Source organism: Deltaproteobacteria bacterium (genome assembly GCA_019310525.1).
In the GTDB taxonomy this organism is placed as follows: Bacteria; Desulfobacterota; DSM-4660; order Desulfatiglandales; family HGW-15; genus JAFDEE01.
The window spans coordinates 1-20,618 of record JAFDEE010000010.1 but is presented as its reverse complement, the minus strand read 5'-3'; the positions used below and the strand labels follow the sequence as shown (position 1 = coordinate 20,618).

The window sequence follows — 20,618 nt, the reverse complement described above, 5'->3', positions numbered from 1 at the left end:
ATCCCTATGGAAATCATAATCGGGGCGACCCGTGAACCGAGCCGCCCCTGTGCCAATCAATAACCCCAAGTCTTCAACCAATCGATCGGGTATGCAAAGGGTTTGGTTGCGAGATTTGCGGGCCACACCAGTTCCAGCTTTCCGTTGATCCATTGGACCACGTAAGTGCTGGCCTTGTTTTGATTTTTCATTTTCCCCCAGGTGGTGAACTTCACCGGTCCGAAAACGGTCATCATATCCGTCTCTGCGAGGGCCTGTTTGATATCGGTATTCTTGAAGGATTTTGCCCGCCTCAACACATCCGCTATGACATAGGCGGCGGAGTAAGCTTCGGCGCCGTGATATTCCGTTGGTTTCTTATATCTTGCCACAAACTTTTTGTAATAGTCCATGGCACCCGGGAAGGGCAGGACCTGATGCCACAGAGTGGCGGAAATCACTTTTTCAGAGGCCACCCCGGCATTTTGGGCGAACTCTGGAAGGGTGAAACCCGCTGCACCGCCGATAAACATCTTTGGGGTGAGTTTCAGCTCCTTGGCCTGCTTCATCAGCAGGGATGCATCCATGATATAAGACACCATGTAGACGATGTCAGGGTTAAGCTGCTTTACCCTGATGAGCACCGGCTTGAAATCGATCCCGCCATGTTCATACCCTTCTTTCATGAGAACCTTGTATCCTGCCTTTTTGCAGATCTTTTCAAAAGACTTGGCCCCCTTTGTTCCAAAGAGGGAGTTTTCGTGAAGAATGGCGACGGTTTTGGGTTTGATCTTTTCTGCCAACAAGGACGTGATTGCGTCTGCATAGTGGCTCACAGGAGGGTTCAACCGGAAGATATAGTCCCAGCCCGAAGTGGTGATTTTATCCGCGGAACCGGTGTTGACCAGAAAGGGCATACGATTCTGCTGGCATACCCCGGCCACGGCGTAAGTCACGGAACTGCTGTAACCTCCTCCCACCATGACCACCTTGTCCTTGTTGATCAATTTTTCAACCACGGAACGCCCGACTTCCGGCCGGCTTGTATCATCCTCGATGATCAGTTCCAGGGGCTTTCCGTTGATGCCACCCGCCTTGTTGATTTCCTCAAGGGCCATATCAAAGGACTTTTTTTCGATTTCTCCGAATTTGGCCTGTGCACCCGTAAGCGGCAACACAATTCCGACCTTTACGGTATCGGCGGCGTTACCTTGTGGAAGACCCAGGATGAGAAAGAATCCCATAATCAACATGATCCCCAGGGTGATTCGTAAAACTTTCATCTCCATCCTCCTTTCATGGTTTTAGAGTTTTCAACCTAAACTGAGCGTTTCAACCTAAATTATGCTTTAATGCTGAAATTTATTTTTATTACAATATGTTAAAGCATTCTGACAGCACCTGATGGGTGAAGGGCGCCGTCCATGGCTCCGCTCACTGCCGATTTTGGCTCTTCCGCTCTCCCTGCCTGCGGCAGGCAGGCTGCTCCAGAGCCAAAATAGGCCGCTCCGGGAAAATCCTTTTACCCTTTCTTGGATAGGTGAGGCGTTCGCGCATAATTTGGGTTCAAAATTTTGATGAGATCCTTTTATTTAGGTTCAAATCAGAGTACATGCCAGGTGTGCTTTATTCTCCTATCCAGAGCCCCTGTTTTCCGAGTGCAACGCACAGGCGGGCGCATACGGGTCAGGCTCATACCGGGGGACCCACCTTAAGAGCGGGGATGTGCATCCATTGAGTTTCCGGGATCAGGAGTTCGGTTTCAAGGTGCAACAGGAGGAAGAACAGTGCGCAACGCGGATATGGAAATTTCATGAATAATCGTGAATGGATGTCATTCAGAATACTTGAGGCGGAATGGCTTGTAAATCGGGATGTTTCTGATTTTTATGTGGGAAAATTTTTTACAATTGACTCATGAAACGTTCCATAATGGGAGGCTTTCTAAGGGCCCCGGGAGCCAGGGGAAGGAGGAATGGCTCCTAGGCCTCCACGATCCCTTGTTGGATCGCGAAGCGGGAAAGCTCGGCATTGTTCCTCAACTTGAGTTTTCCGAGTAATCTGGACCTGTAAGTGTCCACGGTCTTGACACTGATGCCGTAAATCTCAGCGATCTCTCGATTGGTTTTACCCAAGGCAAGGCACCTTAGAACCTGAATTTCCCGGTTGGACAAGAGATCCAAGGGGGATGGGTTTTCCTTGCCCCTGGCCACCCGTTCTGCAAGGGCCTCTGCCGCCGGCTCACTCAGGAATCGGCCCCCGGCATGCACCTTCCGGATCGCTTCCACCAGTTCTTCCGGGGCCGAACGCTTGGTGACATACCCTGCAGCCCCCACGCTGGTGGCCCTCACAACATATTGCTCTTCCTCATGCATGGTGAGAACGAGCACGGGCATTTCGGGAAAGGAGGACCGCAGCCGGCTGATTACCTCAAGCCCATCCAGTCCGGGGAGGGAAATATCGATCACAGCAACATCCGGAAGAAAATCTCGGGCCTTTTGAATGGCCTCATGTCCGTCGGCCGCCTCCGCAACAACCTCGATATCGCCGCTATCTTCCACCAGGCGCCTGAGACCCGCGCGGACAATGTGGTGATCCTCGGCCAGCATTACTTTGATCAATGACTTGCTCCATCTCGAACGGGAACAGGAACCCGAAAAATGACCCGCGTTCCTTTCCCGGAATTGAATTGAATGTCCAGGCTGCCTCCCACCAGATTGGCCCGTTCCCGCATCCCCGCGATGCCGAGGCAATCGGATTCTGAGTGGGTTTTGGGATCAAATCCCCGGCCATTGTCGGTGATGGTGAGGGCCAGAAAGCCGTCCTGCCTTCGGAGATCCACCTGAACCCGGGTTGCAAGGGCATGGCGTGCCACGTTGGTTAGGGCTTCCTGAGTGATCCGGTAGGCGGCGGTCGAAAGGGTGTCGTCAAGGTTCGGAACGTCGTGGCAGGAAAATGAGCAACTGAGCCCCGTCCGCTTTTCGAAGTCCCTGGTATACCATTCAAGCGCAGGAATGAGACCGAGGTCATCAAGGACACCGGGCCGCAGCCGAACGGACAACCCTCTGACGTCATCAATGGTCTTGTCGATCAGATCACACATATTCTTGGCGCGATCAGCCACCTCCATGCTTATATCGCGGGTTTTTTGCCGGATCCAGACCGCATCGATTCGAAGGGCCGTCAACATCTGTCCCAGTTCATCGTGAAGTTCCCTTGCAATGGCCGTTCGTTCCTTTTCCTGGCCGGCCATGATGCTCGCCGACAATTTTCTCAAGTGGTCCTGCGCTTTTTTTAGTACTGTAATATCCGTTGCAATGCCGCAAATCCCGCTCACCCTGTCTCCATCGTTGAAAAGGGGGAACCGGATACAGAGATAGGTATGGATACCATCCCGGCAATCAAACTGTTCTTCTGTCTGGGTGGAAATACGACGCTCCAGGACTTTTCGCTCGATTGATCGAAAACGTTCGGCTGTATCTTCCGGGAAGATGTCCGCATCGGTTTTTCCCAGGACATTTTCTTTTCGGACACCGAAGAGTTCCTCGAAACGGGAGTTTACAAGCTTGTACCGGCCGGCTTCATCCTTAAGGAATACAACGGCCGGGGTATACTTGAGGATGCTGGTGATCTCCCGCGTCCGGCTTTTCACCCTTCGCTCAAGTTCCCTTGAATAGCGCAGGAGCTTTTCCTTGGCGACACGGAGTCCCTCCTCGGCCGTTTTCTGGTCGGTTACGTCACGGCTGAAGACTGCGACCCGGGTAACTCGGCCCTTTCCGTCGAATACTGGATAAAAGTTGTTGTCCAGCCATCTTCCATCGAGATGGTCCTCGAACTGAAAAGCCTTGCCGGACTCTACGACCCAGTCGTGGTGGGACCTTCTGGCCTCTGCGGCTTCTGGAGGAAAAAAATCAAAGGCACAGGCCCCTACCAACTGGGAAACAGTTCCGCCCAAATGATCTGCAGCCGTCCTGTTAAGGGCCAAAATCGTTCCTTCCGTATCCAGCAACATGGCTGCTTCCGTAGGGGCGTTCAGGAGGGCTGTTGCTGTCTTTTCACTTTCGCGGAGGGCCTCTTCGGCCGCCATCCTTTGGGTTAGGTGATCGCTTGCCTTCTTGTAGAGAAACAGGACGAAGACTCCTATGAGCGCACATAAGGAAAGGACGGCGATTCCCGTGATCTTCAGAAAGGGGCCGGAAACACTCCTGGCAACGGCCGCCGCCCTGTACAGATAAACAATTCCCCACCCGGGACAATGGTTGATGCCCTTTCGATAAAACACGTATTCATGACCAGACAAGTCCACCGCATGGGTGGAATCTTTCATGGACAATCCTATCCAGGGCCATGGGCCTTCCCCGAATTGTCTTGTCAATGCAACGCGGGAAATGTCTCGGGGGGAAGGTTTCATGAGAAAGTGGTAAAGCCACTCCCTTTTATTGGAGACGAAAACCAGGCTGTTGGGATCCGTGAGGGCGACGATCCCACCGTAGCTCTGGTTGAATTCCTTTTCAATATCCTTGATGGAGACCTTGATTACGACAACCCCCAGGGGAGTTTCCTGGGTGGTTTTTCCGTAAACGGGATGACTATAATAGATTCCCCTCTTTCTTGATGTGACGCCAAGGGCCATATAAAGATAAGCGCGCCCGCTTATGGCCTCCCGGAAATAGGGACGAAAGGCATAATTTTTCCCAACAAAGCTGTCCTTCTCGTTCCGGTTGCTCGATGCAAGGGTGTTCCCCTCACTATCCATCAAGTAGCAGACATCGACCCCAAGGGCCTTTTTGAAATGATCCAGGATATGGTCGGCCGCCTGAAGGGTTTCTTGGCGGCGCACGAGAAGGGCCCTTCGAAGCTCCTTGAGACCCGCCAGAACCCTTACGAGTTTAAAATACTCATTGAACTGAAAGTTGAGATGTCCCCTGATGGTCTCCACCCGGAGGACTGCTTGCCGATGGGCCTCCCGGAAGGCGGTTTTCTTGGAGGAGGAATAGTATAGATACCCGGCCGTGGCCGATGACATAAAGGCCAAAAGGGATAATAGAATGAGGATGACTCTGAGTTTCATGAAAACCTCTCACCCCATTCACCTTGGATCCCCCCGGACAGGTCCCTGGTGCACTCAGTGAGACCGTTGCAAAACGCCAACTTTACCTCGAGATGCAGGGTCTGAAATGAACTTGCCCCCTTGTTTTACTTGATTTTTTCGAAAGATTAGCATAAGCAGCATCATTCAATCAATGTAAAAGGTCCTTGGAGCCTATTGATCATCTCCCGGTGGCGGAATATCTCGTTTTCGTGTATCTTGGTTGATCAAAATCGACCTGATTGAGCCTGACGCAAAATTGGCCGTTTATGTATGGACATGGATAAAATTCATAGATGAAAGAAGCGTCTCATACGGAGGACTGACGGGTGGCCAGGGATTGCTGCTGGAACTGTAAGTATTACATTGCAAGGGGCGACAACGAACCGGCGGTCCTCAGCAACGCAGTGTCCAATGTGTGCACCTTCAGTGACCGGGAAGAAGAGGACAGGCCCTGGCACGAAAGGGCCTGTCCGACCCCTCCGGGTTATGTGTGCCGAAATTACAGGGAACGGTTCTATTGATCCAGATGCGCCCGATCGTCTCCGATTGCACGTTGCCTGCTTCATGAGGCTGTGGTATGCTGAAATTGACTTCTTTTGATTAATTGTTCCGCTGGAAAGGTCCAGGAGAGGAAAGTATGCCGATTTATGAATATGAATGCCTCGCTTGTGCCACCCAGTTTCAGAAGTTGATCATGTCTAAAGACCAAGAAAGTGAGCTTCAGTGCCCGAAATGCGGAGGCAACCAATATAAAAAACTGATCTCTCGGGTGGCCTATCACGTTTCGGAACAGGACAGGCTTGCCTCGTTTGACCCCCATGCTGCAAAAACGGACGCTTTTTACCGTGATACACGCAACATAGGGCTGGCGGCCAAGAAAAGGGCCCAAGAAATGGGGGTTTCTCTCGGCGAAGGATTCGAGGCAAAGCTGGATAAATTAAGAACCGACCCTGGAAGTCTTTTGAAAGAGTGAATAGCCCCAAGAGGAAGGAATCTGCAGGAGGTTCCGGAAAGTATGACGTGAATCTTGTGTGTCGCGTCAACCGAAGACGAATTTCTATTAAATTCTTATCGAGTTCAATATTGTTAATGCAAGATTCAGGTATAATAATACCAGGCATGAGAGGGGAGGGGAAGATGATGAAAAAGGAATACCCCGTCCGCAGGGAGGGTGATCTCGTCCTGATTCATTATCAGGAAAAGCCCGCCGTCTATGCCCGGATCGAGTCCATTGCTCCTGATGTCAAGAAGGATTGGTACCAGGTGACCCTGCTGTTGTTGACTATCCCTTCCCGAACCATTACATGGATTCTTCGAGAAGAATACATCAACGGCGTTCCTTTCACCATGGGAGGGCAACCGGTACGACTCGGGGAGGTAAAAAGCCCATTCACAGACAAGAAAACCCAAAAGGAAAGTCCATCCACCCGAAAAAAACCGGGAGAAGGTCCCGCCAGGGTGATCCCTTTCAAGAGAGAGTCCTGAGGAGGGAGTCCCGGTGAATCGGCTTCGGATGGTTTTTGGGGTTCTCAGCCATCTATAGTGTATGATTAACAACCTTTACCTTCGGATTCCTATGAAATCGATGGTTGCCCTTTTTTTCGTGCGTGTCATCCTTGCTGTTTTTTTGGCCTTTTTGATTTCCTGGATGTTTTTCCCGGGAAAATCCCTTTTAAATACCTTTGTGTTGGCGGCAATTCTGCTTTGTTTGGCCTACCTGTTTCAATATACCAGGAAAAGAGACGAGGGAGGGAATGATGAAACCTGAAAAGTTCGTCTTCTCCTTTGAAGAAGGAGATCCCCAGAACAAGAAACTTCTGGGCGGTAAAGGTGCGAACCTTTGCGCTATGACACAAATGGGGCTGCCGGTCCCACCCGGATTCGTGATTACCACCGAAGCCTGCCTCTCCTATCTTGAGAAAAAGAAGGGAGGCCTTCAACCGGAGATGTTGGAGCAGATCAAGCAGGCTATGAAGGATCTTGAGAAGAAGACGGGGAAAGGGTTCGGAGACCCGCAAAACCCGTTGTTGGTATCCGTGCGGTCCGGGGCGGCGATTTCCATGCCTGGAATGATGGATACGATCTTGAACCTCGGTCTCAACGATGATTGCGTCAAGGGCCTCATTAAGCTGACCAAAAACGAACGTTTTGTTTACGATGCCTACCGGAGGCTGATCCAGCTATTCGGCACCGTTGCAATGGGAATGAAGGATGAGGAATTCAACGAGATATTCGAGCGTATTAAGAAGGAGAAGAATGCCGAGGATGACACCAAATTGGACGGCGCCGCTTTGAAGGAGATTTGCCGGGAGTTCAACAAATTGGTCAAGAAAAAGACCGGTAAACCTTTCCCAAGTGATCCTTACGTCCAGTTGGAGATTGCGGTGGAGGCCGTTTTCAAATCGTGGATGGGAAAGCGGGCGATCGACTACCGCCGTGAATTTCAGATCACCCCGGAAATGGCGAATGGCACGGCGGTGAATGTCTGCACGATGGTCTTTGGGAATATGGGGGAGGATAGCGCCACCGGTGTGGCTTTTACGCGGAATCCCGGTACAGGCGAGAACCGGCTTTACGGAGAGTACATGATCAATGCCCAAGGTGAGGATGTGGTGGCCGGCATCAGAACCCCGAAACCGATCAGTGAACTTCGAAGGGACATGCCCAAGGTTTACCGGGAGCTTGAGGACCTGAGACACACCCTTGAGAAGCATTATAGAGAGGTCCAGGATTTTGAATTCACCATTGAGAGAGAAAAACTCTATTGCCTTCAGACGCGAAATGCCAAGATGAACGCCTCCGCCTTCATCAAGACCTCCATTGATATGGTCAATGAGGGCCTGATATCGGAAGAAGAGGCCATTCTAAGGGTCCAACCGGATATGTTGACCCAACTCCTCCACCCCCGGCTTGATCCCAATGCCCGTTTCCAAGTCCTGGCCCAGGGACTGCCCGCTTCTCCGGGTGCGGCTTCGGGGAAAATCGTGTTCGATGCGGACAGGGCCGAGATCAAGGCAAAGCTGGGTGAAAAGGTCATTCTGGTCAGAGAGGAGACCAAACCGGAAGACATCCATGGTTTCTTCGCTTCCCAGGGGATCCTCACAAGCAGAGGGGGAAAGACTTCCCATGCCGCGGTGGTGGCCAGAAGTATGGGAAAACCCTGCGTATCCGGGTGCGAAGCTATATCCATCGACCACATTGCCAAGGAAGCCACGGTAGGGGGGATTCATCTCCGTGAGGGGGATACGATCACCATTGATGGGACAACGGGGGCCGTCTATCAGGGGGTCGTCCCCACCATTGAACCTGAATTCGTAGAGGATCTCCTTGTGCTCCTTGAATGGGCCGATGATATCAGCAAACTGAAGGTCATGGCTAATGCAGATACCCCTGAATCCGTGACAAAGGCGAGAAAATACGGAGCTATGGGCATCGGACTCTGCCGGACGGAACGTATGTTCAACCAGCCGGAAAGGCTCCCCATCGTCCAGGCGATGATTCTTGCAGAGAGCCCTGAGGAGAGAAAGGCCTGCCTCGAACAACTCCTCCCCTTTCAGAGGGAGGATTTCAAAGAGATCTTTCGCATCATGGACGGGCTTCCGGTCACAATACGCCTCCTGGATCCCCCGATCCATGAGTTCCTTCCCTCAGAGGAAGAGTTGGTTCATGAAATCAGTCACCTGAAGAAATTACGGCAGACAGTTGAAGGCATGGCGGGCCTTCCGGACACCCTTAAGCTCCTGGATCCCGAACTCCACACCAAGTACGCGGAAAGCCTCGAAAGGATCACTCAGGCGCTCCAGGAACTCAAGGACAAGCATTTGGCCGAGGAAATGATCTCCGCCAGGGAAAGTGTTCTCCAAAAGGTCAAAGCACTTGCTGAGACCAATCCCATGCTGGGACATCGAGGGGTCCGGCTGGGAATCACTTACCCGGAGATCTATGCCATGCAAATCAGGGCGATCCTGGAAGCCGCTGCCGAGTGCCTGAAGGAAGACATCAAGGTTCTTCCGGAGATCATGGTCCCCCAGGTATGTACTCTTCAGGAGTTGAAATTCGTCCATCGATACGTCAAAGAGATACACCGGGAGGTTGAAAAGAAGTACGGTATCAAGTTGAATTTCAAGTTCGGAACGATGGTCGAAGTTGTGCGGGCCTGCATGCGGGCGGGGAGGCTTGCGGAGTTGGCCGAGTTTATCTCCTTTGGAACGAATGATCTAACCCAGGCCACCTTTTCCTTTTCAAGGGAGGACGCTGAGAACAAGTTTCTCCCCCTTTACAACGAAAGGGGAATCCTCCAGCATAATCCTTTTGAGATCCTGGACATCAAGGGCGTGGGACGTCTTATGATGATCACGGTGGAGTGGGCCCGGAAGACCAGGCCGGACATGAAGATCGGAATTTGTGGAGAGCACGGAGGACATCCGGATGCGATCCGCTTCTGCCATCATATCAACTTGAGCTATGTATCTTGCTCTCCTCCAAGGGTTCCGATCGCCCGTCTTGCAGCGGCCCAGGCCAAGTTGAAAGAGAAGGAGTACAGTTTCGTTTGATTCTTTTCTGACTCAACCCGGGTGATTCTCTTTGCCCGAGGATGTTTCCCCATAAGAAGGCATGAACGGCACAAGACGGCCCGATCCCCGGATCGGGCCGTCTTTGTTATCCTCCCAGGGACTTATAATGGGAAAAAGTGTAAAGGCGTCGTTCCAAAACGGAGAGAGGATCCGAAGACCCTTCTTCAGACGCTTCCTGTGGGTGAGATGCGATTCTTGAAGAATCCTGTCTTATGACGGTAAAGGCGTTTTTAAAAGTAACGGAGGAAAGGGCGCCGATGTGTTCGATAACCCGAAGCTTGTAATAACGTCTTGCGGCATTAGAGATGGTTTTCAAGAGTTCCCCTCTTTTGGCTCCCGGGTTGTCGTTCAGGGTTTTCGCTACGATCCAGTAAGATTCGACGAATGTCTTGGCAAGGGAAGCCCAGATCCCCAGCTTTTCGACCCCGAGCTTCGTGACCCTGAATCCACTGCCTGCCGGATCGACAAGGTGCAGATCCTGGAAATCTTGAAGGATTGTGAGAATTTCTTTTCTTGAGTCCCCGGATTTTTCAAATATGAATTCCTGCCTGAATAGTTCTTTTAAAAAATCCGAATCGGAAATTATCGTTTCAAGGTCGGCCTCTCCGGCCCCTTTCAACAGGGAAAGCGCTACAAGGGCGTGGGATATGAAGAAGTGGATGATGCTGTTTTTATAATACTCAAGTTCAAGCTGTTTCTCGTCCTCGATATAGTAAAGGGAATCATTGCCTCTTTCCTGGGATTCCAGGGAGTTTACGATCTTCCAATCGACCAGGAGGGGCAATGTATCATGAACGGCTTTCCGGGCGTTCGAAAGATTGGCTGATAGAGGAAAGCGTTTTTTCTTGAGGAAATCCAGAAGAACAGTAACCGTATCCACCAGTTCGGATTCGTGAAACCCTCGCCTGTGGTTGGCTAGAATCGCCGTTGCAACCAGGCAGAGGGGAGTGACCACGGTCACCTGGTTGATGGATTGAACGATATGATAGGCCAGCTCCCGGGAGGTATCCTGCCCGGAATACCCTTTATTCTCCAGGTAATCCTTTAGTGCAATTGGGTCGGCGAAACGGATATAGATCTTTCCATATTTTTTTCTCAGGAAGCGTCTCGCCTTGAGCATTTGAAGAAAACTTTCCTGTTCCTTCGGTTTCCCATCTATTTCCCTCAGATAGGATTTTTCTTCCATAACCCTGTCGTAAACGATGGAGGTGGGGACAAAGATAAGATCCTTGCAGAATCCTTCCTGGTAGGCCTGAAGCAGAATGGAAAGGAATCCTGTTTTGGGGGAAATCAATTTTCCGTTTCGACTTCTCCCACCCTCTATAAAGAATTCGATGGAATGTCCCTCTTCCAGCAGGGCCTTGATATAGCGGTTGAAGACTTCGAGGTAGAGTTTCGCATTTTTAAAGGATCGCCTGATAAAGAATGCCCCGCATTTTCTGAAGATATGTCCCATGGGCCAAAATGCAAGGTTTCTGCCCGCCGCGATCCTCGGCAAATGTAAGTTGTAGTCGTATAGGACATAGTTGAGAATGAGGTAGTCGATGTGGCTTTTATGAGAAGGAACATAGATTAGATTGCCCTTCCTGGCCCATTCTCTGACCTGGGCCAGACCCGCAGGGTCCACCTCTATACCGTCGAAGAGCTTTGTCCAGAGCCACCTTAAGGCCAGGCGGAACGCCTGGATATAGGCTGAATTATAATCCGCCGCGATCTCGTCGAAATATTCCCCGGCCTGTTTCCTGATGGCGGAGGGGGATTTCTTCCTGATTGATGCCAGGCTCTCCATCCTGCTTTGAACCCTGGGGTCTGTCAGCACGGTCTCTTTGACCTGTTGTCTGGATTTCATGATGGGCCCCAGGACGATTCTCTTTTGAGCGTCGATTCGTTCAATGAGGAGGTTCCGGATTTCCGCGGCCATTTCCGGGACCGGCCTCTCTGGCGGCTGCTCCAGAAGGTAACTCTTCAGGTTCAGGGGTTTCCCGAAATCAATGAATGCCCGCCTGTTATTCTTGAAGAAGAGCACCACCTTTCGGACGATTCCCGGATTATCCTTGTCTCCGAAAAGGATCTGGGTGAGGGAAGAGTGTTCCCGTTCCGGCTTGCGGCTGTAAAGCAAAAGCTGAGGCACCAGGAAGATGGGTTTTTCCATTTCCATCTGGGTTTCAATCAGGAATTCCAGATGATCCTTTTCTGAATGTACGAAGTGTCTGAAAAAACGCTTTGGGTCTATGAGAAAAACCAGGAACGGCGTACCTTGTTCAAGGGCTTTTCTGTAGAAGCCGGACTGGTAAGGGCATGGGGCGTGTCCGGTCTTCAAGGCGAAGGAGAGACGGGAGAGAATTGTCTTTACAAAGGTTGTGAAGGGTAATAGCATAGATATATCGAGATCAAAGGCGATTCTGGGATAGGGAAGACGGTGGCGGCGGAAGCTGAAATGATAAAGGAGGAAGTCCAGCCGGCCACGGTATTTTATGGCGTAGACGACAGCACCTTCCCTGTGCATTTTTTTTAAGTTTTCCACCATATTTTCATCCAGCCGGACCCTTTTGAAGAGCCTGAAAAGGAGCCGGCCCAAAAGAAATCCCGGCTTGTGATCAGGTGCGGAGGGGAAGACGTTTTTTTCATCGAATGCTGTCGTCATGATATTTGAAAATCCTCTCGTGCCTTGAAAATGGGTGATTATTGATAGAACGGATCTGTGCGACAAATCAAGTTTTTTGTAAACTTTGCCCCTTAGGTTGCCGATCTCGGATGGGTAAGCTCAAACTACCGCCTTATTGACAAAAAATCCGGGATGTTTAAGATTTTTTTGAAGAATGTAGAGGGAGGTCACCATGTATAGACCGATGGTCGTATCCGGACTAACCGTGGATCCACTGACCAACAGCCCTATCGTCATTCTCAAGGAGATCGATGGCGACAGGACCCTTCCCATTTGGATCGGTTTGCTTGAGGCCACCGCCATCGCAAGCGAGTTGGAAGGCATCAAGTTTTCGCGACCTATGACCCATGATCTCCTTAAGAACATCATGGACACGATCAATCTGAGGGTGAGTAAGGTGGAAGTGTGTGATTTGAAAAACAATACTTACTACGCCCTGATCTACCTGAACCACCAGGGAACCGAGATTTCAATTGACGCCCGGCCGAGCGACGCCCTTGCCTTGTCCTTGAGAATGGGAGCCCCCATTTTCGTTTCAGAAGAGGTGATTTCCAAGTCCTCGCAGATCGACCTGAAAGCCGAGCCTGAAGACAAATCAGAGCAGGGCAAAAAATGGCAAGAGATCCTGGAGAAATTGGGTCCTGATGATTTTGGAAAATACAAGATGTAGGGAGACCTTTGAAAAACGTTCAATTTTGTTCAAGATCAAGGAAGATGAAAATTTTAACCGCAGGAATACATTGAGTATTTCGAGGATTAAAATTTGAGTCTGACGTAGAGATTGGGCAAAAGGGGGCGTTTTTCAAAGGTCTCGTAGGTAGGGCCAAAGCGTCTGCACTTCACTCTGTCCCCTTTTTCCTGGAGGGATATCCATTCCCGGTTCGTTTGAGGCCTGACCCTGTTATCTCCATTCAACCTCTGGAGGGGGAATAAGGGCCTGATGATCATCATGCAGTAACCACCTAATCCAACGGTTAGAAGTGATTGATCTTCATACTCATTCAATATTCAGCGATGGTGAACTGATTCCATCCGAACTCGTAAGGCGCTTCGAAATCCTTGAGTACACCGCCGTTGCCATCACCGACCACGCCGATTCATCCAATATCGACCTCATTCTTCCGAGAATCGTCAGGGTGGCGGAGGACCTGAACCGTTTGCAAGCGGTCAAGGTGGTGCCGGGAATCGAATTGACCCATATCCCTCCACGGTACATTCCCGAACTCATCAAAAAGGCAAGGGACCTTGGAGCAAGGCTTGTGGTGGTGCATGGAGAAACCATTGTGGAGCCCGTTGCTCCGGGGACCAATCGGGCTGCCCTGGAAGCGGGAGTGGATATCCTTGCCCATCCCGGGCTGATCAGCCGGGAGGAAGTGAAAATCGCTTCAGAGCGGGGAGTTTATCTTGAAATTTCCGCTCGCAGGGGCCATTGCCTTGCAAATGGTCATGTGGCTCATCTCGCCTATGAGATTGGTGCAGCCCTTGTCCTGAATTCCGACGCCCATGGGCCGGGGGACCTGATGAGTGAAGATTTTGCGCGGAAAGTTGCGGAAGGGGCGGGGCTGGAAGGTGTAACCATCCGGAATTTCCTTGAAAATTCTCGTCGCCTCCTGGAAAGGATCGGAGTTTCCTTGTAGGCGACTTCTCTCTCTCTTCGGCATTGTCCCCTTAGTTTTCCTTTCCTATGCTTCACCCCCACGAAATTATTTGTTCCGGGAACCAACGGATTTGCTCATAAAAATCGAGGACCGTTTCATCCATGAAGAAGGTAAAAGGAAGGGTCCTATTCAACATCGCCGGACTGATCATAGTCGTTTTTTGGCTCGTAATGCTCGGCCTGCTGGTATACAGGGAAGAGGCGGGGAGTGGGTCAATACCCTCGGTGAGCGGCCCTGAATCACCCCTCGTTCATTCAGCGGAGAGGACCTGGAAGGAGATTTTTTTCAGGGGTAAAAAAACGGGCTATTCGGTCTCCTTTATCAAGCCCTTTGATGACGGGTATTTTATCCAGGAAAAACTTTTCCTGAAACTCAACCTCATGGGCCTCGGGAGATCCCTTCAAATGGTGACGCAGGGGAGGGTGTACCGGAATTTCGTGTTGAAAAGTTTTCATTCCTCCATGGCTTCCGGCATTGTAAAATTTAATGTTTCAGGGAAAGTGGAAGGCCGCAGGCTTATTCTGGAAATCGGAAGCGGTGCGAAGAGAACATCGAAGACTTTAAAAATAAAGGACGATCTCCTGCTTGGATCCGCCCTGGATTACTATTTCAGGTCGAAGAAGCTCAAGGTGGGTGATATCTTTTCCCTGCCATTTTTCGACCCCTCCTCGATGTTGCAAAAGGATATGAAAATAGAAGTAACGGCCCGTGAAACCCTCTCCATTCATGGGGAATCCTATGATACATTCAGACTTGAGGGGCGGGTTTGGGGGAGAGGGTTCAAGGTCTGGGTAGACCATGAAGGAAGGCCCATAAAAGAGAGCGGCATCATGGGTTTTACGACCATGATATCCAACGCCGAAAGGGCGCCGACCGGGTTAGGAGCCGACTCGGGAGTCGATCTTTACGAGATTGCGGCGGTTCAGGTGAATAGAAGCCTCCCAGATCCTCGAGAAATGACCTACCTGAAGCTGCGCCTTCAGGGTATTGATGAGGAAACGGCCTTTCTTCTTGAAAAGAGCGGCGGAAAACGACAGCAATTCCGGGACGGGATTCTCCAGATCAGGAAGGAGGCCGTTCCTTTGAGGCCGTCCTACCGTACCCCTTACCGGAATGGACGCCAGGACATGAAGGCCTTTCTCAAACCGGAATTCAACATCGAAAGCGATGACGAGGAGATTATCCGCCAGGCCCGTGAGATCGCCGGGGATTCCGATAATCCCCTTGTAGTGGCCAGAAGAATGGTGGCCTGGGTCTATCGTCACCTTGAAAAGCGGCCTGTCTTGTCCTTCCCAAGCGCCAAGGAGGTTCTGCGTACTCGTGAAGGGGATTGCAACGAACATGCGGTCCTTCTCACCGCCCTGTTGCGGGCGTCCGGTATTCCATCGCGAATCGTCGTCGGGCTGGTGTACGCCAGGGGAAAGTTTTATTATCATGCCTGGACAGAGGCCTACCTGGGGGACTGGATAACCATGGACGCTACGCTGGATCAGATGCCTGCCGATGTCACCCACATCAAGCTTTTTGAAGGCAACCTGGAGCAACAGGCCAGAATCACCGGGCTCATCGGGGAACTGGAGATCTCCATTCTGGATTTCAGCAAATGATCCGGTTGATCAATCTTACGAAATCATACAGAGGTTTCCTTGCCGTAGACAACCTGAATTTGAAGGTTGGGAAGGGTACCGTATTCGGATTCCTGGGCCCGAACGGTGCAGGGAAGACGACGACCATCAGGATGATGGCGGGTGTTCTAAAGCCTACTTCCGGCAGGATCGTGATAAACGGCATGGACCTTGAGAAGGAGGCCTCTGAGGTAAAGCGATCCATCGGTTTCATCCCGGACCGGCCGTTCCTTTATGAAAAATTGACTGCCCGGGAGTTTCTCGGTCTTGTTGCCGGATTGTATCACCTGGATCACTCCCGCCAATTGGAACGCTCCATTTCCCGTCTCCTTGAACTCTTTGAGCTTGATGGCTGGGGTGACGAACTCATCGAAGGTTTCTCCCACGGCATGAAGCAAAGACTTGTTATGTGTGCCGCCCTTCTCCATGAACCAAGTGTCCTTATCGTGGATGAACCCATGGTCGGGCTCGACCCGAAAGGGGCAAGGCTTGTCAAGGATATTTTTAGAGGTGAGGCGGAAAAGGGGAAAACCGTCTTTTTGTCCACCCATTCTCTTGAAGTGGCGCAGGAGATCTGCGATGAAATCGCCATTATTCAAGCTGGCCGTATTATCGTCTCAGGAACACCGGATGAACTGAAGGCCCGGGCCGGCGTCGATGGAAGTCTGGAAAGTGTTTTCCTGAAATTGACCGAGAAAGGAGAAGTATCCCGGAATGGCGGATCTGTTCCTGCTTCTGACCCCTAGGTGGCTCGGATTCCGGAATTCCCTCCAACGGCGGGGCGGAGGATATCGAAAGAGACCCTTGGTTATTATGTCAGCCGGCCTTTTGTTTTTGGGGCTCATGTTCGTTCTCTCCACCCGGGTGCTCATCTATTTCAGAGAAGAGGAAGTGATCGGAGACCTGCTTGCCTATCAGCTGCTTTCCATGGTCCTCCTTACGCTGTTTTCCCTTCTGGTTTTCAGCCATATCATAACCGCCCTCTCCACTCTTTACCTCTCAAAAGACCTGGAGTTTGTTCACTCCTCTCCCGTTCCTCTCGAAGAGGTCTTTTTCAGCCGCTGGCTTTACACCTTAATAGAGAGTTCCTGGATGGCCCTTGTCTTCGGTCTGCCCGTATTGATGGCTTACGGTTACGTATACAGGCCCCCTCCAGTTTACTACCTGACCCTCATCCATCTAGGAGTGGCCATGGCCTTCATTACGGCAGGGATCGGGGTGCTTTTCACCATGATCATGGTCAGCGTCTTTCCCGCTCAGAAAACTCGTGATGTGGTGATCCTCCTCGTTTTGGTGATGTTTGTAGCCCTTTATTTCCTTTTCCGCTTCATGAGACCCGAGAGGCTTGTAGACCCGGACGCCTTTTTTTCGGTCATGCAGTACCTGAGCGCCCTCAAGACCCCAGATTCCCCCTATCTGCCCACCCACTGGATATCCGCTGTGCTATGGGCCCAATTGAGCGGACGCGAAAATGGTGATCATCTCTTTCATGCTCTGCTTCTCTGGAGTTCGGCGGGGGCCTTGGTGGTCATCAACATCTGGGCTGCAAGGAGTCTTTATTTCGTGGGATTCAGCAAGTCCCTGGAAACCCGAAGGAGGCGTGTGGGCGGCAGGGTACTGAATAGAATAATTCAATGCCTGACAGCTCCTTTCGGGGACGACTTGGGTTCGGTGATAGAAAAAGACATCAGGGTGTTTTTCAGGGACAATACCCAGTGGTCCCAGCTTTTTCTGCTGGGTGCCCTTATGGTGGTCTATCTTTACAACTTCAGTGTTCTTCCTCTGGAAAAAAGTGTGATTCAACTCGAGATTCTTCAAAACGAAATCGCCTTCCTCAATACGGGGCTCGCTGGATTCGTCATCTCCGCCGTCTCCGTCAGGTTCATCTTTCCTGCGGTGAGTTCAGAAGGGGAGGCCTTCTGGATCATCCGCTCCTCACCCTTGAGTCCGGCGAAATTCCTGTGGGGAAAGTTCGTATTTTATGTCATCCCTATGATCTTTCTCGGTGAAATCCTGACGGTTATCACCAATCATCTCCTCAGGGTGACGCCTTTCATGATGGCGCTTTCATCCCTGACCATAGGGATGTCGGTCTTCGGGATCGTGGCATTGGCAATCGGTATGGGTGCCCTTTACCCCGATTTCAGGCACGAGAATATCGCCGGGGTGGCGACCAGTTTCGGTGGACTCCTATACATGATGCTCAGCGCTTCTTTCCTTGCACTGATCATCCTCCTGGAGGCGGGACCCACCTATTTGATTTTCACCTCCATGATGAAAAATGAGCCCTTGACCGGTCTTCAATGGATATTTATTATTCTCTCTTTTTCCATCATCTTATCCATTTTCTTTATAGCTGTAATCCAACCGCTGAAAAGGGGAATAAGAGCGCTCGAAGCCCTGGGGTAAGGGTATTTGGCAAACGAACGTTTCTCCGCTGGGCCCGGGTATCATTCAACCCGGATTTACCAATTGCCAGATTTGCCGAAAATGCAAGGTATCAACCGTGGAGTGCCCGACGACAGACAGGTAGTGTCCATCCATAAATGAAAAAATTTGTACGTGAAAAATTGCGAAAATCGGCCATCTATGGATGGACACTTGGGAACTTCTGCAACCGGTAGAAGCCAGGAAAAGGAACCATGTTTGATTTTGAATATGTGGGGAATTTACATGTCCACTCCCGGTATTCCGATGGGACCCGAAGCATCGAAGAAATCGCCGTTGCTGCCGAAGGGGCAGGGTTGGATTTTGTTTACATCAATGATCATGAATACTTGGCTGGAGATCTTCACGCGGAACATGAGGGTCGATATGGAAAAGTGATGGTCTTCATGGGACACGAAATCGGCCGGAAAGATCATCATTACCTGGCATTTGGATTAAAGGAAGCGGTGAACGGAGACGGTTTGCCACCCCAGGAGGTCATAGATCAAGTCAAGGCAAAGGGAGGGTTGGGGTTCCTTGCCCATCCCTTTGAGAAAGGAATGCCCTTTCTGGAAAAATCACGTGCCTATACCTGGAAAGACCTTTCTGTGACAGGATTTGATGGAATCTGTATCTGGAATTTCTCTTCGAGGTGGAAAGAACGGGTGAAGACGCCCTTTCACGGCCTCCTGTTCCTTGCGTTTAAAAGTCAGCTCCTAAAGGGGCCCAGTCAGGAGACTCTGGCTTTTTGGGATCGTCTCTGCTTGGAAAGGCGGGTATCCGCCATCGGGGGATCCGATGCCCACGGCGGCATATTCAAGTGGGGACCGATCCGGTTTACCCCCCTTTCCTATGAGTTTCTCCTGAATACCATCAATGTGCATCTTTTTCTTCACAATAAAGTCTCAAAGGATTTCGATTCCGGCAAGAAGGCCATACTGGATTCAATGAAAGAAGGCCGATTGTTTATCGCACACGATGGCCTGCATCCCGCCAAGGGTTTCAGGTTTGATTTCGTATCTTCGGACGGCTTCAGCCTCGTAATGGGAGAAGAATGTCCTTTTCAAAAGGGGGAAATCGTCATTGAATGCCCATGTTCTTCAGAAATTCGGCTCATTAAAAACGGAAGACCTGAAAGGATTTGGCGGGGACGCGAGGCCGTCTATGAAGTACTGGAGGCTGGGGTCTACCGGGTCGAGGTTTACCTTCGGCATTTCCTGTTCGGCTGGAGACCCTGGATTTTTTCAAATCCCATCTACTTGAGGTGACCAATTCGCCGGGTATTCATTCGTAATTAGCCCTTTGTTTATGAAAAGGGCATGTAAGCCGCGAAACAGACTTTTCCTATACCCCTTCTCAGGCCTGTTTTAATGAGTGCCCATTCATAAATGGCCAATTTCCGCAATCTTCCGCCTCCGCCACGGCTACTGCGTGACAGGCTGCGTCAGGCTCAGATTTTAATGTCCCAGTCCGCAAATGGGAGAACCTTGTGCTTTCCAGGCGAAAACTTCAGTTGGATCGTTTTGTTAGTAGGATTCAAGGATCCAAGGGGCCCAGGGTTCGAGTGAGAAACCGGGATTTAAAGAAAGATGTTTTCACTTGACCCCTTGAACCCTCGACCCTTCGGCCCCTAAGCTTACGGCTTCAGCCGATTAGTAATTTGATCCTCGAAATACTTCAATGTATGAATTTTCTCATTTATGGATGGACACTAATGAACCGAAAAGTGAAATCAAATCCTTTTCGGTCGTTATGGTTTGCCATAAAGTATACGCTTGTGCATGAATTGTTGGTCTGCTCGGGTCCGAATCCGTAAATGGCCGGTGTTAGAAACCCCTCCCATCAGGAAACTTCCTTCTCAAAAGCTTCACTTATATCCTCTGTTTCTCCTTCTATATATACTTCTGTTTGGCTTTTGGGAGCCTCCATATCGATGCTCATGGGACCTTTTTCACATAAGAAGTATTCAGGCATGGAATTTGAAATCTAAAGAATAAAACTCTGAACCCCTTTTTCGTTGTCTACCCTTTTTAGGTCTTCCGGAAACTCCGGAGACGGAAATATTCCGTAAAATGAGGGGGAAACTGTGGAGGAGGAGGCCTCTGGGAGGTCATGATAGACAAGGATATGCAGGATCTATATGATTATCTTGCTGAACTGGGCCGCACCTACGATGAACTGATGGATACCCTGAAACTTTGTGTTGAACTCCTCTCCGGTTTCAAGCCGATGATGCCGGACCCGGAAAGGTGGCAGGCCATGCTGGACATGCTCGAAGGAAAGATAAAAATTGGTGAAAAAATGACATCCGGTTGGACCCTGCGGTGAGTTCGGCCGTCCTTGATGCACCTTTCGTGTCAATCCCATCCCTCCGTCCCGTTTCGCCGAAAATGGAGGAAGGGGACTTTCTCCTTGATTATCCAGCATACCTCCGCTATGAATACAGAGACTTTCATGGATTTTTTCTCATCGATTTTTCTTATATATCTAGTGTCCATCCATAAATGAGAAAATTTGTGCAAGGTCAAGGAAGGCGAAAATTTTAACCGCAGGAATACATTGAAGTATTTTGAGGATTAAAATTTGAGCCTGACGCAG

General features: G+C 50.6%; 15 protein-coding genes. 11 read left to right on the top strand and 4 right to left on the bottom strand.

Annotated elements, in window-relative coordinates:
* Positions 1 to 56: 56 nt before the first annotated feature.
* From JRF57_02505 to JRF57_02495, 3 genes are all read right to left on the bottom strand, one after another.
* The gene (locus JRF57_02505) at positions 57 to 1,232 is read right to left on the bottom strand and encodes an ABC transporter substrate-binding protein (GenBank protein MBW2302564.1); all 1,176 of its coding nucleotides are present in this window, start codon (positions 1,230 to 1,232) and stop codon (positions 57 to 59) included.
* A gap of 729 nt (positions 1,233 to 1,961) precedes the next feature.
* Positions 1,962 to 2,600 carry a response regulator transcription factor gene (locus JRF57_02500; protein ID MBW2302563.1) on the bottom strand — a complete coding sequence of 213 codons (639 nt, stop codon included), beginning with the start codon at positions 2,598 to 2,600 and terminating at the stop codon, positions 1,962 to 1,964.
* Positions 2,597 to 5,050, bottom strand: a complete 2,454-nt coding sequence (locus JRF57_02495) for a PAS domain-containing protein (protein MBW2302562.1) — start codon at positions 5,048 to 5,050, stop codon at positions 2,597 to 2,599. Before JRF57_02495 ends, JRF57_02500 begins: the two co-directional genes overlap by 4 nt.
* Before the next feature lie 347 nt (positions 5,051 to 5,397).
* Here JRF57_02495 and JRF57_02490 point away from each other — a divergent pair, with 347 nt between their 5' ends.
* The 4 genes from JRF57_02490 (at position 5,398) to JRF57_02475 (ending at position 9,624) form a co-directional block, all read left to right on the top strand.
* Positions 5,398 to 5,592 carry a hypothetical protein gene (locus JRF57_02490; protein MBW2302561.1) on the top strand — a complete coding sequence of 65 codons (195 nt, stop codon included), beginning with the start codon at positions 5,398 to 5,400 and terminating at the stop codon, positions 5,590 to 5,592.
* Between the two features lie 116 nt (positions 5,593 to 5,708).
* Positions 5,709 to 6,044: a zinc ribbon domain-containing protein gene (locus JRF57_02485; protein MBW2302560.1), complete on the top strand. Its 336-nt coding sequence runs from the start codon at positions 5,709 to 5,711 to the stop codon at positions 6,042 to 6,044.
* A gap of 164 nt (positions 6,045 to 6,208) precedes the next feature.
* Entirely contained in the window at positions 6,209 to 6,556 is a 348-nt protein-coding gene (locus tag JRF57_02480) for a hypothetical protein (protein ID MBW2302559.1), read from the top strand.
* A 272-nt stretch (positions 6,557 to 6,828) separates the two neighbouring features.
* Positions 6,829 to 9,624 carry a pyruvate, phosphate dikinase gene (locus JRF57_02475; GenBank protein MBW2302558.1) on the top strand — a complete coding sequence of 932 codons (2,796 nt, stop codon included), beginning with the start codon at positions 6,829 to 6,831 and terminating at the stop codon, positions 9,622 to 9,624.
* Between the two features lie 106 nt (positions 9,625 to 9,730).
* Here JRF57_02475 and JRF57_02470 read toward each other — a convergent pair whose 3' ends face one another.
* Positions 9,731 to 12,289, bottom strand: coding sequence for a 1-acyl-sn-glycerol-3-phosphate acyltransferase (locus JRF57_02470; GenBank protein ID MBW2302557.1), 2,559 nt, complete (start codon positions 12,287 to 12,289; stop codon positions 9,731 to 9,733).
* Positions 12,290 to 12,482: 193 nt separating this feature from the next.
* On the opposite strand from JRF57_02470, the gene JRF57_02465 reads away from it, so the two are divergent.
* The 7 genes from JRF57_02465 to JRF57_02435 all read left to right on the top strand — a co-directional run bounded on the left by JRF57_02465 (position 12,483) and on the right by JRF57_02435 (position 20,348).
* A complete protein-coding gene (locus JRF57_02465; GenBank protein ID MBW2302556.1) occupies positions 12,483 to 12,980 on the top strand; it encodes a bifunctional nuclease family protein in 498 nt (165 codons plus the stop codon).
* A 310-nt stretch (positions 12,981 to 13,290) separates the two neighbouring features.
* Entirely contained in the window at positions 13,291 to 13,947 is a 657-nt protein-coding gene (locus tag JRF57_02460; protein MBW2302555.1) for a histidinol phosphate phosphatase domain-containing protein, read from the top strand.
* 122 nt (positions 13,948 to 14,069) lie between these two features.
* Positions 14,070 to 15,575: a lasso peptide biosynthesis protein gene (locus JRF57_02455; GenBank protein MBW2302554.1), complete on the top strand. Its 1,506-nt coding sequence runs from the start codon at positions 14,070 to 14,072 to the stop codon at positions 15,573 to 15,575.
* Positions 15,572 to 16,339, top strand: coding sequence for an ABC transporter ATP-binding protein (locus JRF57_02450; protein ID MBW2302553.1), 768 nt, complete (start codon positions 15,572 to 15,574; stop codon positions 16,337 to 16,339). Before JRF57_02455 ends, JRF57_02450 begins: the two co-directional genes overlap by 4 nt.
* On the top strand, positions 16,308 to 18,002 hold the full coding sequence (locus JRF57_02445; GenBank protein MBW2302552.1) for a hypothetical protein: 1,695 nt from the start codon (positions 16,308 to 16,310) through the stop codon (positions 18,000 to 18,002). Before JRF57_02450 ends, JRF57_02445 begins: the two co-directional genes overlap by 32 nt.
* A 233-nt stretch (positions 18,003 to 18,235) precedes the next feature.
* Positions 18,236 to 19,288: a CehA/McbA family metallohydrolase gene (locus JRF57_02440; protein ID MBW2302551.1), complete on the top strand. Its 1,053-nt coding sequence runs from the start codon at positions 18,236 to 18,238 to the stop codon at positions 19,286 to 19,288.
* Positions 19,289 to 20,132: 844 nt separating this feature from the next.
* Positions 20,133 to 20,348, top strand: a complete 216-nt coding sequence (locus tag JRF57_02435; protein ID MBW2302550.1) for a hypothetical protein — start codon at positions 20,133 to 20,135, stop codon at positions 20,346 to 20,348.
* Positions 20,349 to 20,618: the final 270 nt, after the last annotated feature.

What these genes read in the sequence shown, in the direction of transcription:
- JRF57_02495 (MBW2302562.1), bottom strand. Translation starts at nt 5,050, where the DNA reads ATGAAACTCAGAGTCATCCTCATTCTATTATCCCTTTTGGCCTTTATG.
- JRF57_02450 (MBW2302553.1), top strand. Translation starts at nt 15,572, where the DNA reads ATGATCCGGTTGATCAATCTTACGAAATCATACAGAGGTTTCCTTGCC.
- JRF57_02475 (MBW2302558.1), top strand. Translation starts at nt 6,829, where the DNA reads ATGAAACCTGAAAAGTTCGTCTTCTCCTTTGAAGAAGGAGATCCCCAG.
- JRF57_02435 (MBW2302550.1), top strand. Translation starts at nt 20,133, where the DNA reads ATGATAGACAAGGATATGCAGGATCTATATGATTATCTTGCTGAACTG.
- JRF57_02480 (MBW2302559.1), top strand. Translation starts at nt 6,209, where the DNA reads ATGATGAAAAAGGAATACCCCGTCCGCAGGGAGGGTGATCTCGTCCTG.
- JRF57_02455 (MBW2302554.1), top strand. Translation starts at nt 14,070, where the DNA reads ATGAAGAAGGTAAAAGGAAGGGTCCTATTCAACATCGCCGGACTGATC.
- JRF57_02465 (MBW2302556.1), top strand. Translation starts at nt 12,483, where the DNA reads ATGTATAGACCGATGGTCGTATCCGGACTAACCGTGGATCCACTGACC.
- JRF57_02440 (MBW2302551.1), top strand. Translation starts at nt 18,236, where the DNA reads ATGTTTGATTTTGAATATGTGGGGAATTTACATGTCCACTCCCGGTAT.
- JRF57_02470 (MBW2302557.1), bottom strand. Translation starts at nt 12,289, where the DNA reads ATGACGACAGCATTCGATGAAAAAAACGTCTTCCCCTCCGCACCTGAT.
- JRF57_02505 (MBW2302564.1), bottom strand. Translation starts at nt 1,232, where the DNA reads ATGTTGATTATGGGATTCTTTCTCATCCTGGGTCTTCCACAAGGTAAC.
- JRF57_02485 (MBW2302560.1), top strand. Translation starts at nt 5,709, where the DNA reads ATGCCGATTTATGAATATGAATGCCTCGCTTGTGCCACCCAGTTTCAG.
- JRF57_02445 (MBW2302552.1), top strand. Translation starts at nt 16,308, where the DNA reads ATGGCGGATCTGTTCCTGCTTCTGACCCCTAGGTGGCTCGGATTCCGG.